Source organism: Chryseobacterium ginsenosidimutans, assembly GCF_039536845.1.
GTDB lineage: Bacteria > Bacteroidota > Bacteroidia > Flavobacteriales > Weeksellaceae > Chryseobacterium > Chryseobacterium ginsenosidimutans_B.
The window spans coordinates 62,185-78,921 of sequence record NZ_BAAAZJ010000003.1; the positions used below are offsets into that span (position 1 = coordinate 62,185).

A 16,737-nucleotide genomic window follows, 5' to 3' on the forward strand; every position below is an offset into this window, starting at 1 on the left:
TATTACTTCTTTTTGCTGCTTTTTAGACTTTTTTTTTCCTCTAAAAATTTGGTGACCTGAGAATTTTTTGAGGTATTTTCTTCTGCATCGTATTTTTCTTCTGCAAAATCATCTTTATGTTTAATTAGTAACCAGGCGTTGTTTTCTGCATTTTTCATTTTAACTAAAGCAAACTCACCTTTCAGTTTTTTGCCGTGTAAAATGAATTTTAATGAACCAGCTTTTAATTCTTTCAACAGTTCTTTTTCATTCGAAAGTTTGCTGGTTTCGTCCAAAGGTTCGTAAGTTCCACTGTCCCAGACTTCCACTTGTCCGGCTCCATAATTTCCTTCCGGAATATTTCCTTCAAAATCTTTATAGTCGTAAGGATGATCTTCCACCATCATCGCCAGACGTTTGTCTTTAGGATCCAGCGACGGACCTTTCGGAACTGCCCAGCTTTTCAAAACACCTTCCATTTCTAACCTGAAATCATAGTGAAGACGCGATGCGGCATGTCTTTGAATCACAAAAATAAGTTGGTCTTTACTCTTTTTTGTTTTACCTTTGGGTTCGGTGGTTTCGTCGAACTTACGTTTTTCGTTATAATCTTTAAGAGCCATTACGATGCATTTTTAGATTTCGGACTTTGTAAACTTGCTTTTAATTGAGCCATTAAATCGATCACTTTGCCTTCTTTTGCAGGTTCGGCTTTTTTCGCTTTTACGCCTTTGCCTTTCGCTTTTTGTTTAATGATTTTCAACAAAGCTTCAGCATAAGTATCCTTATACATTTCGGGGTCAAACTCTTGGGAAAGCTGTTCGATAAGACTTACCGCCATTTTGAGTTCGGCGGGTTTCGGTGCTTTTTTTTCGGGGATTTTTAAATCTTTATAATCTCTGATCTCCTGGGCAAATCTCAATCGATTTAAAACTAAAACCTCATCATTGTAAGGTCGAATCATTCCGATAGCTTCACTTTCACGAAGGACAAAAGTTCCGACACCGACCATTTTTGTTTCTGACAAAGCTTTTAACAAAAGCCTGTAAGCATTTTCCCCATTTTTCTGAGGCTCGAGGAAATAAGGATTTTCAAAATAAACGGAATCGACCTCAACTTCTTTTACAAATTGATCGATAGAAAGAATTTTGCTTTTTTCAGGACTTGCGGCTTCATAATCTTCTTCATCGAGAATGATGTATTTATCATCCATGAGATAACCTTTCACAATGTTTTCCCATTTTACTTCTTTACCTGTTTTTTCGTTGACTCTTTTGAATTTGATATTCGAAAAATCGGACTTATCAAGCATATCCAAATCCAATTTACTGGTTTCCGTGGCAGAATAGATCTTCACAGGAATATTGACTAAACCAAAGCCAATGGCACCGTTCCAAATTGCTTTCATTGTCTTACGTTTTGTGTAAGAACTTGCAATGATTGTGCCGTTGAATTAAAATAATATTCTATTTGGTTTGATAAAATTATGTTATTTTTATTAAATTTAGAAAACAATTATTTTAAATACAAATGCTATGAGAAAACAAATTTTTATTACGTTCGCTTTTTGTGTTTTTTCTTTTGGTTTAGCACAAACTGCTCCAGCAGCTCTAAAACCAACAAATGATAACAAGATCTTAATTGATAATCTGATTAAAATTGCAGATTTTGATAAGTATGTTCATGAGTATTGTAGAACTAGAATATATCAAACTGCAGCGAGAAATAATTGGAATGAAACAAGAACTCAACAAGCCATTGCAAATATAGATAAAGTTATAAAGTTTGAAGAAATTAAGAATTCAATTTATAATACTTTTGCTCAGTTTTCTAATGATGATTTATCTAACATTAATAAATTATTTAAAAAACTAAAAACTAATAAATATAATGAGACTAATTTTTTCCTTATGAATGATATTCTACAATCAAATTTGGAATTAAATATAGAAGAATTAATAGTATCAGTCAGATAATTGCAAATATATTGGCATACAATTTTTGTTATTGAGAAACATATCTAAAGGTTTAAACTTGATAATTAATAAAAAAGCGGAGAAAAAATCTCCGCTTCTAATTTATGCTTTTAAATTTAATTTCAATTCCAATTCATCGAGCTGTTCGTCAGCAATTGCAGCCGGAGCATCGATCATCACATCACGCCCTGAATTATTCTTAGGGAAAGCGATATAATCTCTGATCACTTCGTTTCCGTCAAGAATTGCTACCAAACGGTCAAATCCGAAAGCCAAACCACCGTGAGGAGGTGCTCCGTATTTGAAGGCATTCATAAGGAATCCGAACTGAGCTTCTGCTTCTTCTTTTGAGAATCCTAATAAGTCAAACATTCTTGACTGTAAATCTTTATCAAAAATTCTGATAGAACCGCCGCCGATTTCATTTCCATTCAACACCATATCGTAAGCGTTGGCTCTTGCTTTTCCCGGATCGGTTTCCAGTAAATGAATATCTTCCGGTTTTGGAGAGGTGAAAGGGTGGTGCATTGCGTGATAACGTCCGCTTTCTTCATCAAATTCCAATAAAGGAAAGTCAACAACCCAAAGTGGTGCGAAAACGTCTCCTTTTCTTAATCCCAAACGGTTTCCAAGCTCCATTCTCAAAGCTGAAAGCTGAGTTCTTACCTTGTGCTCGTTTCCTGAAAGAATTAACATTAGATCTCCTTCTTTCGCTCCGAATTTCTCGATGATTTTTGATAAATCTTCCTCGTTATAGAATTTATTGACAGAAGAAGTTTTCACCCCATCATTCTGGAATTTAACCCAAACCATTCCTGATGCGCCGATTTGAGGTCTTTTCACCCAATCTACAAGCTCGTCGATCTGTTTTCTTGTATAATCTGCACATCCTTCAACATTGATTCCGACAACCAATTCTGCATCATCAAATATTTTGAAATCTTTTCCTTTTACTAATTCATTCAATTCCACGAACTCCATTCCAAAACGGATATCCGGTTTGTCGTTTCCGTATTTCTGCATTGCATCGGCGAACGTCATTCTTGGGAACGCTCCGAATTCCTGACCTGTAATGTCTTTAATTAATGTTTTGGTCATTCCTTCAAAAACATTCATCACATCTTCCTGCTCTACAAAAGCCATTTCGCAGTCGATTTGTGTAAATTCCGGCTGTCTGTCGGCTCTTAAATCTTCGTCACGGAAACATTTCACGATCTGGAAATATTTATCCATTCCACCAACCATCAATAATTGTTTGAAAGTCTGCGGAGACTGTGGTAATGCGTAAAATTGTCCGGGATTCATTCTGCTCGGTACAACGAAGTCTCTTGCTCCTTCCGGAGTAGATTTGATTAAAACCGGAGTTTCAACCTCGATAAATCCTTCGTCTGAAAGATAGTTTCTCACTTTCTGTGCCATTTTGTGACGGAAGATCAATTTATCTCTTACCGGGGCTCTTCTGATATCCAGATAACGGTATTTCATTCTTAATTCTTCACCACCGTCCGTTTCGTCTTCAATGGTGAAAGGTGGAAGCTGTGATTCATTAAGAATTTCTAATTTTTCAACTAAAATTTCAATTTCTCCCGTTGGAATATTAGGATTTTTGCTAACTCTTTCGATAACTTTTCCTGTCACCTGAATCACAAATTCACGTCCCAATTTCTTTGCATTTTCCATCAGTTCCGCTGAAGAACGGTCCTGATCGAAAACCAACTGAGTAATTCCGTAACGATCCCGAAGATCTATCCAAATCATAAATCCTTTATCACGAATGGTTTGTACCCATCCTGAAAGTGTAACTTCTTCATTAAGATGTTGAAGAGATAATTCTCCGTTTGTGTGCGATCGAAACATTTGTTTTAGATGTTTATATTAAACTTTAGATATTAGACTTTTATGCGCCTAATTTTTCGTTGGCAAAGATAAGGTTTTTGAAAGTTTTTAAAACAAAAAAACTCCCTTTCGGAAGTTTTTTGATATAATTGAATTCTAAAATTAGCTTTTGATCCAGTCAATTGCTTTTTCCATGACTTCGTCTTTGTTATTTTTGATTCCGTCAATAGTTGGTTTTACTTCCAAATCAGGAACAATTCCTATTCTTTGGGTTTCTTTTCCGTCGGGATAATAAACGCCGATTCCGCTGATCATGGTTGAAATATTTCCGGGAAGTTTTATATCCGAAACATTTCCGTCCGCTCCTGCAGTTGTCGATCCGAAAACTTTTGCATTAGGTGCTGTTCTGAAAGCCATTGTATGAAATTCTGCACTACTTTGAGTGGTTTCATTTATTAAAATCGCGATTTTTCCCTGGTAAGAGCTTTTTCCTTCTCCGGGAATTTTTTGGGTTGGAGTAAAAGTGAAAAGTCCTGGCTGACTGTTATCAGTGTTTGTAAATTTTACAAATTCTGTTAAGTTGGGTTTTAATAATCTTCCCATTTTGAAAGTCACAAAATCTGAAGGATAACTTCTGAAATCAATGACAAGTCCTTTTGTATTTTTAATTTGCTTAAAAGTTTCATCAAGTTTTTTAGAATCGACGCTTCCCATGTAAACATAAGCCACATTATGATCGAGCATTTTGAAGAAATCTTTTTCTTCTTTTTTATAATTAAGCTGAGGAAATGTATATGTTTTTATCGTTTTACTTTCTTCTTTTCCGTTTCTTGAAAACTTAATGTCTATCGTTTCAGAATTGCTGTTTAAAAGGTTGTAAGAAATATTTCTTAACTGAGTCGGATAATTTGAAGCAGGAGTGTACTTTAATCTATTTTTGATAATGTTTTCTACGGTTTCACCATTGATCTCTGTAATGATATCTCCTTTTTGAAGTCCGCTTTCCCTGCCTAAATCATTATTGTAAAAATCATTGACAACCGCTTTGTTTTCTGCAAAAGTTAATTTTACCGGAGAATACCTTTCACCGAAATATTTTGTAAGAGCTTTGTTGTTCTCCCAAACTCCGGCGTGAGTGTCATGAATTCTCGCGATAATTTCTAATGAGGCAAGAGTGTATTCCGTTTCGTCTTTTGCATTGATAAATTTTGGAATAAATTCTGTTAAAACTCCTTTCCAGTCTTCATCGATAAGGTTTTTATAAGGGAAATAATACTGAATGATATTCCAATATCTGTACAATGACAACAGACGGAAGCCCTCATCAGGATAGCTCATGTTTTTGTAAGCATTTTCATTCTTAAAATCAGGATTTTTGACACCTTCGAAGAAGTCTGCATAATAATTTGTTTTCGGTCTTTTGGCATCTTTAAGTCTTAAAAGCTGATCCGTCAGTTCTTTTGAGAAACCTGAATTTGTTATCCAGTCAAGATCCGGTTTTATTTTAATGTCTTTTGGCTCAGAATTTTTTACAGTTTGAAATTCTCCTAAACTTTTAATCCAGTCAGACAGAATTTTATCTCTTTGATCTGCAGAAACCCCTGTAATTTTCGGATAAATTCTGAACAGTTCGTAATCCCAGTTGTAATTGCCTTCTGCAACACTTGGATGATAATATTTAAGATAACCCCAAATTAAACCAAGGCTTTTAATGTTTTCTAAATTATTTTTATCCAGACTAATATTTGCGATCTTAGAGCCGTTATCAAATTCTTTATCTGAATTTACTTTGTTTATTTTCTGTTCGAAGATTTTGGCATTTTCAATATCTTTTCCATCAACGGTGATTTTCAGGTTGTCTACCCACATTTTTCCTTTTCCGGTTAACAATGCTCCGAAAACTATTTTGTCTGTTTTTTGGGGTGACATTTCAAGGGTTATTTCATATTTTTTCCAGTCGTTTGTTCCTTTTAATCCTTGCTTATTCATATTGTCAAAGCCAATTTCGGGATCAATTCTCAGCCAGAGTCCTGCAAAACCGTCAGAAACATCTTCAGTTTTGATGTAGCCGGAAAGTGTTATTTTTTTACCGACGTAATTTTTTGGCAGCGTGTACATTAATCCTTTGAAACCATTTTCTGTGGCATCGATCAGAATTGATGTTGTTCCTTCCTGTTTTTCTTTGGTGTCTGTAAATACCTTTGCAGAGTTGTCTCCAATGATTTTCCAGATTTTTGGAAGATTGTTTTCAGTACTTTCGAAATTAAGATTTTCGATTTTGTTTTGGGCAAAAGAAGTCATGCCCAAAAGTGCTAATGGGATTATGAAATAACTTTTCATGATTAACTAAATTTTTTCCAAATCTAATGAGTTAGATCTGTTGTTTATGGTGTATGATTTAGGTTTTAAGGTAATTTATAATGTTCAGATAGAATTTTAACAGATTATTTTAAGTAAAATTCTTAAAGAGTCTTAATCTTTCACGTACTCAAGGATGTCTCCGGGTTGACAATCCAGTGCTTTGCAGATAGCTTCCAATGTTGAAAGTTTTACCGCTTTGGCTTTTCCTGTCTTTAAAATTGAAAGATTGGCTTGCGTGATGCCTATTTTTTCGGCAAGTTCCTGCGACTGCATTTTCCTTTTCGCCAACATGACGTCTACGTTGATTATTATTGGCATAGTTTAAATTGTTAGATCTACTTGTTCCTGAAGTTCCAGTCCTTTTTTGAAGAATTCGACAATGAATAATATTAATGCTCCGAAAAATAAGAATATGATAACAGAATATGTTACTGCAAATATATTCTTTGTAGTAAAAGGAACTGTAGCCAATGTAACTGCAGTATAAATAATATTAAGCCATCCGAATCTTTTCAGCCAAAGTAAAGCATTGGCATTAAATACGTTTTCTTTACTGATTTCTTTTAAAAATTTATAACTGATGTAAAAAAACAACGTTATAAAAATTGCTCCAAAAATATGATTTAAGACACTTCCTAAATTAAACATGCCAGTAAGAACATTCTGCTCGGTAAAAGGAACAAAAAATTTAAATTTCATCATGTGATCTACCTGTTGTGTCCATTCATTTTTCGACCAGCCGACATCTGTTCCGATGATAAAAAAATCTGAAAGGATATTGTTTCCTGTTTTAAAATTATAAAAAGAAACGGTAAAGCCAATCATGATATAAATAAGTTGAATTGCAAAAAGAACAGCCAGCAATAAAAGAAGATAACTGATGTACTGAGAAACAGAATTTTTTCCGATAATTTTCATGTGTTTACTATTTTATTATTGCAAATATATAATTAATTATTGTTTTACGATATAATTTTATCGAAATTTTTATTTTCACTTATTTTCCAAAACTTTTCATATGCCAAGTTTGAATCATTTTTGAATTAATACTTTTGCTGTAAACTAAAATGACACAAATGTCTAAGTATATAAAATTTATTAAGAAAGCTTTAAGCGGAGAAGATGTCGACTACACGAAAGTAAGCATAAGAAGTGCAGTGCTTCTTCTGGCGATTCCTATGATGCTGGAAATGGCGATGGAATCTGTATTTGCATTAGTAGATTTATATTTTGTAGGACATTTGAAAGAAAGTGGTTTTGCGATTCAGACGGTTGGTTTGACGGAATCTGTGCTTTCTGTCATGTATTCTATTGCGATCGGAATGAGTATGGCGGCAACGGCTTTAGTAGCCAGAAGAATCGGAGAGAAAAATCCTGAGCAGGCTTCCAGAAGTGCAGCGCAGGTTTTATTGGTTTCTTTTGTTGTTACTTTTATTTTAAGCTTATTCGGAGTGATTTATGCCGAAGATATGTTGATTCTGATGGGTTCTAAACCTGAAGCAGCAGCTTTCGGGAAAGATTTTACAAGAATTATGATGGGAAGCAGTGTTATTATCATGCTTTTATTCTTAATCAACGGGATTTTCAGGGGAGCGGGAAATGCTGCAATCGCTATGAAATCTCTTTGGATTGCCAATATTGCCAACATTATTCTTTGTCCGGTTTTAATTAAAGGTTTTGGTCCGATTCCGGCGATGGGTTTAACGGGAGCGGCGCTAGCAACGACGATCGGAAGAAGTATTGGGGTAATTTACCAGTTGTACCATCTTTTGATTGCAGATACGCAGGTGAGAATTCAGTTAAAGTATTTCAAACCAAAATTCGACTTAATAAAATCAATCATAAAAATTGCAACTCCAGGAATTTTTCAGTTTGTCATTGCTTCCTGCAGTTGGATCTTCCTTGCTCAACTGGTTGCCACAACAGGCGGGGAAAATGCTTCTGCCGGATATCAGACGGCTTTACGATTAATGATGTTCTTTATGCTTCCAGCTTGGGGATTGAGTGGCGCTGCATCAACATTAGTCGGACAAAACATGGGAGCTAACGAAATGTTGAGAGCCGAACAGTCTGTCATGAAAACTATAAAATATAATGTAATTTTTATGGTGACAGTAAGTGTAATTTTCTTTTTTATGGGTGATTTTCTAGTCGGGTTTTTCACGAATGAAATTGAAATTAAAAATATTGCAACCAATGCATTACATATAATGGCTGTAGGATTTATTTTCTATGGAATCGGAATGGTGATGATTAATGCCTTCAATGGGGCGGGAGATACATGGACACCGACTTGGGTGAATCTTTTCGGGTTTTGGCTGTTTCAGATTCCGTTGGCTTATTTTCTTTCAAAATATTTAGAGATGGGTCCGAAAGGTGTGTTTATATCAATTCCAGCCGCGGAAACCTTAATTACGATTGTTGCTTTTATCTTGTTTAAAAGAGGGAAATGGAAAACCGTGAAAGTTTAGCTTTATATAAATTTTAACATCATAATTGATTGAATTCTAATGCATATTTCCTAAATTAGCTAAAATCAACAAAATTTATCATTATGGGAAAAGGCGACAAAAAATCAAGAAAAGGCAAAATCAATTCAGGGAGCTACGGTAAAAAGAGGCCGAGAAAAGCTTCAAAATCTTTTGTAGCATCCTCAGAGAAACCTAAAGCGTAATAAAATAAAAAAGACCAAAGAAATTAATCTCCGGTCTTTTTTGTTATTACAAATTAAATTATTTTCCGCCTAAAAAGCTTCCAAGAATATCTCCAAGTCCGCCTCCGCCTTGTTGCTTCTGCTGACCTCCGCCACCAAGAACGCTTCCCAGAATATCATTCAAAGGATTGCCTGAAGATTGAGACTGCCCTCCTCCAAGAACACTTCCTAAAATATCATTTAGTGGGCTTGATTGCTGAGCTTGAGCCTGATTAGAGGCATTTCCGAGAATTCCTCCCAAAAGATCTCCTAAACCTCCTGCTCCAACATTATTCTGTTGTTTTTCTCTTCCGATATATCCCATGATAACCGGAGCTAACATTGATAAAATCGGACCGATCTTGTCAATAGAAATTCCTGTGTTTTGAGATAACTGGTTTTCTACATTTTGTTTGTCCCCACCAAAAATGTGGCTTAGAATTGATCCTCCTTCTGTCTGTCTTGCATCTGCCTGAGAAACATCATCCAGAATACTTCCGTCGTGATCTTTATCTAAAGCATTGTTCAGCGCTTCAGCTTCGTTGGAATCCTGTGACTTGTTCCTAAGGTACGAAATAATTAACGGTGCAGCTACGGCAAGTAGCGCAATAACCTGATTTCTGCTGATCCCGAATTTGTTCTCAGCCTGTTCAGCAACCTGATTGCCGGTGTTACCTGTAAGTAGGTCAATTAAACTCATAGTTTGTGTTTATTTTAATTGTTAAAGTACACCAAAGTTATCAAAAAATATTCCCCAATAATTTTTTTTAATTAAAATTTGAAAGAAATTTTGTTGTTTTCTATAAGTTGTTGATTTTTAATGCTTAATTTTTCAAAATAGGAACGTTTGAGCAAGCTTCCCCGAACATTAAAGACTTTACGATCGGTTTTAATTGCTCTACCAGTTCAATATAAGCGTTTTCGGGAATTTCTTTATCTGAACAGCCTTTTACCAAAACTCTTTTACCTCTCATTTCCTCAAAATCATGCGTTTGAACAGCATTGTGCATTAAGATTACTTCCAAATCTTCGCGGTTTCCGAAAACGATCTTTTTAGTTACCTCGGTAAGTCTGGCGGTGATTAAAAAATATGCCCACAACGGAACGATTGCATCCGCTGAATTGTAAATATAAACATAAGTATCACGATATTCTTCAACATCAATAGCTGCTACTTTTTCGCGGAAATCTTTCTCTTTTAAGATCATTTCCATAAAAAGAAAATCTTTAAGGTCGATCCCTTTTCTTACCCCTTTAGGAATAAGGTCTGTAAGATCAAAATTGATAAGACCGCTTTCTGCAACTTTATTTCGGATTTCAAATTCTTCTGACATTTTTTATCATTATCTTTGAACAAATTTACAAATTAAGATCGTACAACGTCTTATTTGTTCTCTATTCCTGTTATAGAAACCTCCCATAACTTACGCTTGTCGGTAAAGTAAAAATTTAAAAGGAGGTTACTGATGGCATTAAAAAAATAAAAGATTTCAGAAGAAATGAAGTATTATATTATTGCTGGAGAAGCATCCGGAGACCTGCACGGAAGTAATTTAATGAAAGCTTTACAACACAAAGATCCCAACGCAGAATTCAGATTTTGGGGTGGTGATCTGATGGCTGCACAAGGCGGAACATTAGTGAAACATTACCGTGATCTGGCTTTTATGGGATTTTTGGAAGTTGCCAAAAATCTGCGAACCATCCTGAATAATATTAAATTTTGTAAAGAAGATATAAAAAATAACAGACCGGATGTTTTGATTCTGGTTGATTACCCGGGATTCAATTTAAGGATTGCAAAATTCGCTAAAGGACTGGGCATAAAAGTCGTTTATTACATTTCTCCACAACTTTGGGCCTGGAAAGAGGGTAGAGTGGAAATCATCAAAAAGTATGTTGATGAAATGATGGTGATTCTTCCGTTTGAGGAAGATTTCTATAAAAAACATGGTGTTCATTCGCATTTTGTAGGACATCCGTTGTTGGATGCGATTTCGACACTTAAGGATATTTCTGTTGAAAATTTTAAAGCAGAAAATGGTTTAAACGATAAAGAAATTATTGCATTATTACCGGGCTCCAGAAAACAGGAAGTTGAAAAAATGCTGGAAATAATGCTTTCCGTGAGACCTTATTTTAAGGAATATCAGTTTGTGATTGCCGGAGCTCCAAGTCTTCCTAAAGAATTTTATCAAAGTTATGTCGATGATAATGTGCATTTTGTTTCCAATAAGACCTATGATTTGCTGAGGTGTTCAAAGGCAGCTTTAGTAACTTCCGGAACTGCAACTTTGGAAACCGCTTTATTGAAAATTCCCGAAGTGGTTTGCTATCGAGGAAGTAAGGTTTCCTACGCTATTGCGAAAAGACTGGTTAAAAATATCAAATATATTTCTCTCGTAAATTTGATAATGGACAGAGAAGTCGTAAAGGAATTAATCCAAAATGATCTGAATACTAAAAACCTCGTTGAAGAATTGAAAAAGGTTCTGGAAGGCAAAAAAAGATCCCAGCTTTTGAAAGATTACGAATTGTTGCGGGAAAAGCTTGGAGGAAAAGGAGCGAGTGAAAATGCGGCGGAGGTGATTTTGAAGGTGTAAAAATATAAGACTGCCCAATAACAAGCAGTCTTTTTTGTACTTATTTTAAATTGTTCTTTTACGGAAATATCATAAATTTTAGAGGCTCTTACTTATTGTTTTGTTAATGTCAGTGTTTTTGCATCCGGTATCACCGTTTTATAACCATTAGGACAACTTGCGATAATATCCATATCCTGCATAAAATACAGTTTCATCTGGTTAATATTGTTAGGATCTATAGAAAGATAAACATATCCCTTATCATTACATTCTGCATTGCCGGAATAATACATTTGATATCTTATAAGATTTTTATCAAATATGAAACCTCCAAATAATGTATTATCGTCAGAAGCAGAAAGTGTATTGGCTAATTCTTGACCATTTGGGGTTTTAATTAATAAACGTCCCTTAATTATATCCCAATATTTGCCAAATGTATAATTGTTTTCTTTCTTAGTAAAATGAAATTCATAAGTCCGACCATCTGTATAAGTCCCTTTCCAAACTCCTACAAATTTATCTAGGCGATTATTGGTGTCTTTAAGATAAATATAATCAGGACAATCAGGTTTGTTTTCACACTGGGAAAGTTGATCTAAAGATATTGTCTGAGCTTTGCATGAAAGAATTGTTGTTAAAAATAAGAAAGTGTAAATTATTTTATTTTTCATAATATTATTTGTATTTAAAATTAAGGACAATCTGTGTCAATTACTTGGGTTTTATCAGCATTCAATGTTTTTTTCGTAAAAGTTCCGTTACTATTCATTTTAACTAAGGTAATGCCTTTCACATACATTTGTTCATCGATAAATTTAAGAAAATTTAGTTCATTAGATGCTTTAGAATTTGCTTTAAAATAATTTAGATACATCTCATTATACTGTTCTTTTGTGTTGGTATACATCGTTTTTATCTGATTCACATTTCCTGTAAAACGTATCTGATAGTTCACATTAGCTGAAACCATGACGGCATAAATGCTATTTAACGGAATACCATTCTGTTGTGCAAGACCAACCATCTGGTTAAAATAAATAACATCTGCAGGGGAAAATATTTTAAAGCCAATTCTCATTCTTCCCTCAGAATCTTCAAAATCATTAACATGGGTATGCAAATAGCCCGTCATATCCGCGGTAGGATCACCTAACGTAAGTGAATTAGAATTTGAGTTTGTTGCTGCAATGTCTTTATAGTCGAAACTACCATCAGTTTTTTCTATATATCCTGTTTCCGTTTTTAAGGTTACCTTGCCTTTTAGATCAGTAATCTTGTCCGCAATACCAAGACTAGTAGATTCTAATTGTACACAAAGATCATCTAATCCCGAGCTGTTAGGATCTCCTCCACCGCCTCCGGTGGGAATTGTTACAAAGCCTCCTCCCGGCATTCCGTCATCACAGGAATACATTATGAAAGTATAGCTCGTCGTCCAATATCCGGGGCTTGCAGCCTGCCATCCGCTCAGCTGGCAAGACGAATCACCGTACTGGTGATGATCGCTTGATGCACATGTACTACCCGGAACATACATTTGCTGCTGTACAGTAGTATAGCAGGTCTGTATCTTTGAAAAAATCTCTGCAGAAGATTTCTTCCCAAGATAATCGATCGTGATGTACTGATTTACCTGCTCATTGGTAAGATTCTGCTTGCTGTTTAATAATTGGGGCGCATATTTTATGATAGCTGCATCAAAATATCCGTTGCCGGATTCCGTAAGGACAAGATTTTCCAGTGCCAGTGCTCCGTTTATTTCTCTATCAATTTTGAAGGTGTATGTTTTCTTTCTTTTTTCATCTTCCATAAGAAGAGCACGTTCGGTATCGATCGTGAAGCCGTTTTCCTGATCCGTATAGATCTTTCTGATATCGGATTTCGGATCTTTTTTAGAAAGACTCTGTAATTTTCCGGACAGGTTTGGGTTTTGCTCGATCTGGCTTTTGCTAATCCATTCTATTTTTGTTCTATTTACAGAGTTGGAATCTTCTGTTGAAAGAAGCTCCTGTTTGCAGGAATAAAGACAGAAAAAGACTGCCATGAACGACAGCCACGAAATAAATTTTTTCGTCATAATCATTTGTTTGTTTTATGGGTTAAATATATAAAAAAATTCGATCTATATATGATCAGGACAAAACTAAAATAAATTTTTTCTCAACATCATCAATATTTTAATATTTTTGATTAAAATTTTAATATTATGAGTTTAGGAACAAAGGTGAGACAATTTAGAGAAGCAAAAAGATTATCTCAGGACGATTTAGCTTTACGTTTAGATGTTACACAAAGTACGATTTCGAATATAGAATCAGATAAAAGTGTTCCTAATTCTTTATTGTTAAGTGGAATTGCAAAAGAATTGGAAATCGATATGAATGAATTGTTTGAAGAAAAATTCACAAATTACAACCATATAGAAAAGATTGAGGCAGATGTTAACCTTGTTAATGGTACTGTTAATATGCAATCACCGGAATTAATAGAAAGCTTATTAAAAAACCAGGAACAGATGGCAAAATTAATGGAATCTCAAAATAAATTAATTGAAGCACTTCTGAAAAAATAAAACTTAAAAATTTAAACCAATTATAAAGAATCGTAGAAAAATTTTCTACGATTTTTCTTTTCTACGAAGGATTGAGCCTGTTTTTGAAAATTTCAAGATATTGATTTGCAAATTTTTATCATAATAGATATTTTTGGATCACACAAATTTTGGAATTGAATAAACAACCGCTTCTTATTCTTGTCATTTGCTTTATCATTGGGATTTTCTTCCAGGATGGGTTTTCTTTGGATGAAAAATTTATTTATCCGATTGTCGGAGCTTGTTTCGTTATCTTAATTTCCACGTTTTTCAAAAGCTATTTTTTACATAAAACAAAACCGTATTTGCTGGGTTTGATGTTTTTCGGAATCGGAGTTGTTCTGCATTTTTTTAATTCTTTTTCTCCTCAGAATATTTCTTTTTCTAAAAATGAAACGATTGTTTTCAAAATTTCCAGGAAGCTGAATTCCAATGAGAAAAATAAAAAGTATGAAGCAGTTGCTCAAGTAGGAAAAGAAAGCTTTAATGCCATTTTATATGTTCCGAAAGGTGACAAAGAACTGGATTTTAATTATTTTTATAAAGCTGAAACTTATATTTCAAAACCGGAATCTCCACAATATAATTTTCAGTTTGACTATGCGAAATATCTGAAACGAAAACATATTGAATACCAATGTTATATAAATGGTGAGATTTCTTTTGCAGAAAGAAATGATCTTAGTTTTAACGAAAAATTTTTGCAAAAAAGAGTGGAAGTACTTCAAAATATTGATAAAACGGAAATCTCTTTTCAATCAAGAGAGTTTCTAAAAGGAATTATTCTCGCCGACCGTACGGAAATTGATTCGCAAACTGTTCAGGATTTTAATAGGTCTGGATTGGTGCATTTCCTGGCAATTTCGGGAACGCATATTGTTGTGATTTTTGGATTGTTTTATTTTTTATTGATTAAAATTTTACCATTAAAATTTAGAAAATATGCAATTATTTCGAGCTTAATTTTCATCTGGTTTTTTACAAGTTTTATTGGTTTTGGAAGTTCGGTTGTTCGTTCCAGTATCATGTTAACGGTGTATTTTATCTATGTATTGCTTCAAAGAAAACCCGATTTGTTACATTCTTTGGCATTATCAGCTTTTATTATTTTAATTTTTGATACCCGGCAGATTTTTGATGTAGGTTTTCAATTGAGCTTTCTTGCAGTTCTTGGAATTTTCTGGTTGAATCAGCCGATTTTAAATTATTTCCCACGACAGGATAATTGGTTTAAAAAGTTAATTTTCAACACGATTTCGATATCGGTTTCTGCTCAATTAGCGACACTTCCATTAGTTCTGTATTATTTTCATCAGTTTTCTTTTATTTCAATTATAGCTAATTTTTTTATTGTTCCGTTTTCTGAAACTATCATTGTTTTTTCGTTTTTAATGACCACTTTAATTGCTTTTAAGCTTGATTTTGGATTAATAAATAAGGTTTACGATTTCATTATTCAAATATTATTGAAAGTCATTCATTGGTTTGCAGATTTTAATACTTTGTTTTTTGAAAACATCCCAATGAATCTTTCTGAAGTTTTCTCGTTATTTCTAATTGCTTATCTGATGAGGTTTGCCATTTTAAAACTCGACTTTAAAAGTTCGGCAAGGTTGGCAATGGCAATTTTGGGATTCTTTATTGTAAGGGTAGGTTTTAATTTTTATGAAAATCAGAAAACAGAAATTTTACTGCATAATTTTTCTAAGAATAAAGTTTTATCGATAAAAAAAGGAAATCAAGCATGTTTTTGGATTAAAGAAAATTCAGACAAAGAGAAAATTACCCGATTTATTATCAATCCTTACTGTTCTGCAAGACGATTAAATAATTTTGAAATAAAGACTTTTCCAGATTCTACCGTAACGATCGTTTATAAGAACAAAATTTACAACTTAGAATAATTGTAAATTTTTTCAGATTTCCTTTATTTATAACCTTTTGTGCTCTTATTTAGAAAGATTACAAACTGTCTAATTGTGAGATTTCTCACTTTTTGATATAGTTAACATTTCTTAATTTTGTGGAAATTCAAATTTAAACTTATATGGCAGGTTTAACGAGTTCTACGATAGGTAGAAAATATGCTATGGCATTATCAGCTTTATTTTTGCTGATCTTTCTTATACTGCATTTGACGACCAATTTGTTATCAGTCCTGAATCGTGATGCGTTCAATACGGCATCAGATTTTATGGGCTATAATCCTTTTGTGCAGTTCTTAATGCAGCCTATTCTTGGTTTTGCAGTTTTTTTCCATTTCATTATGGGATTTGTATTGGAAATTAAGAATAGAAATGCGCGTCCTGTAAAGTACGCTGCAAACAATCCTTCTGTGAACTCATCATGGATGTCTAGAAATATGATTATTTCCGGAGCTGTTGTTTTAGCTTTCTTGGCACTTCACTTTTATGATTTCTGGTGGCATGAAATTGATTACAAGTATGTAGAAGGTATTTCTCCTGATGCAGAACGTTTCTGGCCGGAACTTCACGAGAAGTTTGCGGATATCTGGAGAGTGGCTTTATATGTAATTGCTTTTGTTTTATTAGGATTACATTTGGCTCACGGTTTTCAGTCGTCTTTCCAATCTATTGGAGCAAGACATCCAAAATATACTCCGGTAATTAAAGCTTTGGGAAAATGGTATTCTATTCTTATTCCTGCAGGTTTTGTTTTAATTGCAATTTTTCACTTTGTAACTCAATAATA

17 protein-coding genes are annotated in these 16,737 nt (G+C 34.0%); 7 read left to right on the forward strand and 10 right to left on the reverse strand.

The genetic code is table 11. The features are described 5' to 3' along the window. Positions 1–2 precede the first annotated feature (2 nt). Both ABD745_RS00420 and ku read right to left on the reverse strand, forming a co-directional pair. Entirely contained in the window at positions 3–602 is a 600-nt protein-coding gene (locus tag ABD745_RS00420) for a DNA polymerase ligase N-terminal domain-containing protein (RefSeq protein WP_344823510.1), read from the reverse strand. Continuing rightward, entirely contained in the window at positions 602–1,387 is a 786-nt protein-coding gene (gene ku / locus ABD745_RS00425) for a non-homologous end joining protein Ku (protein WP_344823513.1), read from the reverse strand. The genes ABD745_RS00420 and ku overlap by 1 nt, the downstream gene beginning before the upstream one ends. A gap of 127 nt (positions 1,388–1,514) precedes the next feature. Between ku and ABD745_RS00430 the strand changes: the two genes are divergently transcribed. Then, positions 1,515–1,955: a hypothetical protein gene (locus ABD745_RS00430; protein ID WP_344823516.1), complete on the forward strand. Its 441-nt coding sequence runs from the start codon at positions 1,515–1,517 to the stop codon at positions 1,953–1,955. Positions 1,956–2,057: 102 nt separating this feature from the next. Here the strand turns inward: ABD745_RS00430 and aspS are convergent, their stop codons facing one another. From aspS to ABD745_RS00450, 4 genes are all read right to left on the reverse strand, one after another. Next, the gene (gene aspS, locus ABD745_RS00435) at positions 2,058–3,812 is read right to left on the reverse strand and encodes an aspartate--tRNA ligase (RefSeq protein WP_344823519.1); all 1,755 of its coding nucleotides are present in this window, start codon (positions 3,810–3,812) and stop codon (positions 2,058–2,060) included. A gap of 141 nt (positions 3,813–3,953) precedes the next feature. Then, positions 3,954–6,131 (reverse strand): S41 family peptidase, encoded by a 2,178-nt coding sequence (locus ABD745_RS00440; RefSeq protein ID WP_344823522.1) that lies wholly within the window; start codon positions 6,129–6,131, stop codon positions 3,954–3,956. A gap of 132 nt (positions 6,132–6,263) precedes the next feature. Continuing rightward, a complete protein-coding gene (locus ABD745_RS00445; protein WP_039365153.1) occupies positions 6,264–6,470 on the reverse strand; it encodes a helix-turn-helix domain-containing protein in 207 nt (68 codons plus the stop codon). Between the two features lie 3 nt (positions 6,471–6,473). Beyond that, the gene (locus tag ABD745_RS00450; RefSeq protein WP_344823526.1) at positions 6,474–7,070 is read right to left on the reverse strand and encodes a DUF2975 domain-containing protein; all 597 of its coding nucleotides are present in this window, start codon (positions 7,068–7,070) and stop codon (positions 6,474–6,476) included. Between the two features lie 158 nt (positions 7,071–7,228). Between ABD745_RS00450 and ABD745_RS00455 the strand changes: the two genes are divergently transcribed. Together ABD745_RS00455 and ABD745_RS00460 are read left to right on the forward strand one after the other, a co-directional pair. Further along, the gene (locus ABD745_RS00455; RefSeq protein WP_344823529.1) at positions 7,229–8,623 is read left to right on the forward strand and encodes an MATE family efflux transporter; all 1,395 of its coding nucleotides are present in this window, start codon (positions 7,229–7,231) and stop codon (positions 8,621–8,623) included. Positions 8,624–8,706: 83 nt separating this feature from the next. Further along, positions 8,707–8,826, forward strand: a complete 120-nt coding sequence (locus ABD745_RS00460) for a 30S ribosomal protein THX (RefSeq protein ID WP_344823532.1) — start codon at positions 8,707–8,709, stop codon at positions 8,824–8,826. A gap of 58 nt (positions 8,827–8,884) precedes the next feature. Here ABD745_RS00460 and ABD745_RS00465 read toward each other — a convergent pair whose 3' ends face one another. Both ABD745_RS00465 and ABD745_RS00470 read right to left on the reverse strand, forming a co-directional pair. Then, a complete protein-coding gene (locus ABD745_RS00465; RefSeq protein ID WP_047399309.1) occupies positions 8,885–9,544 on the reverse strand; it encodes a DUF937 domain-containing protein in 660 nt (219 codons plus the stop codon). A 124-nt stretch (positions 9,545–9,668) separates the two neighbouring features. After that, a complete protein-coding gene (locus ABD745_RS00470; protein WP_344823537.1) occupies positions 9,669–10,178 on the reverse strand; it encodes a DUF2480 family protein in 510 nt (169 codons plus the stop codon). Positions 10,179–10,343: 165 nt separating this feature from the next. Between ABD745_RS00470 and lpxB the strand changes: the two genes are divergently transcribed. Continuing rightward, entirely contained in the window at positions 10,344–11,447 is a 1,104-nt protein-coding gene (gene lpxB, locus ABD745_RS00475; protein WP_344823540.1) for a lipid-A-disaccharide synthase, read from the forward strand. A 92-nt stretch (positions 11,448–11,539) separates the two neighbouring features. On the opposite strand, the gene ABD745_RS00480 is transcribed toward lpxB, so the two are convergent. Together ABD745_RS00480 and ABD745_RS00485 are read right to left on the reverse strand one after the other, a co-directional pair. Further along, a complete protein-coding gene (locus tag ABD745_RS00480) occupies positions 11,540–12,103 on the reverse strand; it encodes a DUF6705 family protein (protein ID WP_344823543.1) in 564 nt (187 codons plus the stop codon). Positions 12,104–12,123: 20 nt separating this feature from the next. After that, on the reverse strand, positions 12,124–13,509 hold the full coding sequence (locus ABD745_RS00485; protein ID WP_344823546.1) for a hypothetical protein: 1,386 nt from the start codon (positions 13,507–13,509) through the stop codon (positions 12,124–12,126). Positions 13,510–13,638: 129 nt separating this feature from the next. On the opposite strand from ABD745_RS00485, the gene ABD745_RS00490 reads away from it, so the two are divergent. The 3 genes from ABD745_RS00490 to ABD745_RS00500 all read left to right on the forward strand — a co-directional run bounded on the left by ABD745_RS00490 (position 13,639) and on the right by ABD745_RS00500 (position 16,735). Next, entirely contained in the window at positions 13,639–14,004 is a 366-nt protein-coding gene (locus tag ABD745_RS00490; RefSeq protein WP_344823549.1) for a helix-turn-helix domain-containing protein, read from the forward strand. A gap of 155 nt (positions 14,005–14,159) precedes the next feature. Continuing rightward, positions 14,160–15,929, forward strand: a complete 1,770-nt coding sequence (locus ABD745_RS00495) for a ComEC/Rec2 family competence protein (RefSeq protein ID WP_344823552.1) — start codon at positions 14,160–14,162, stop codon at positions 15,927–15,929. Positions 15,930–16,072: 143 nt separating this feature from the next. Further along, complete coding sequence (locus ABD745_RS00500; protein ID WP_344823555.1) at positions 16,073–16,735, forward strand: succinate dehydrogenase cytochrome b subunit; 663 nt, start codon at positions 16,073–16,075, stop codon at positions 16,733–16,735. Positions 16,736–16,737: the final 2 nt, after the last annotated feature.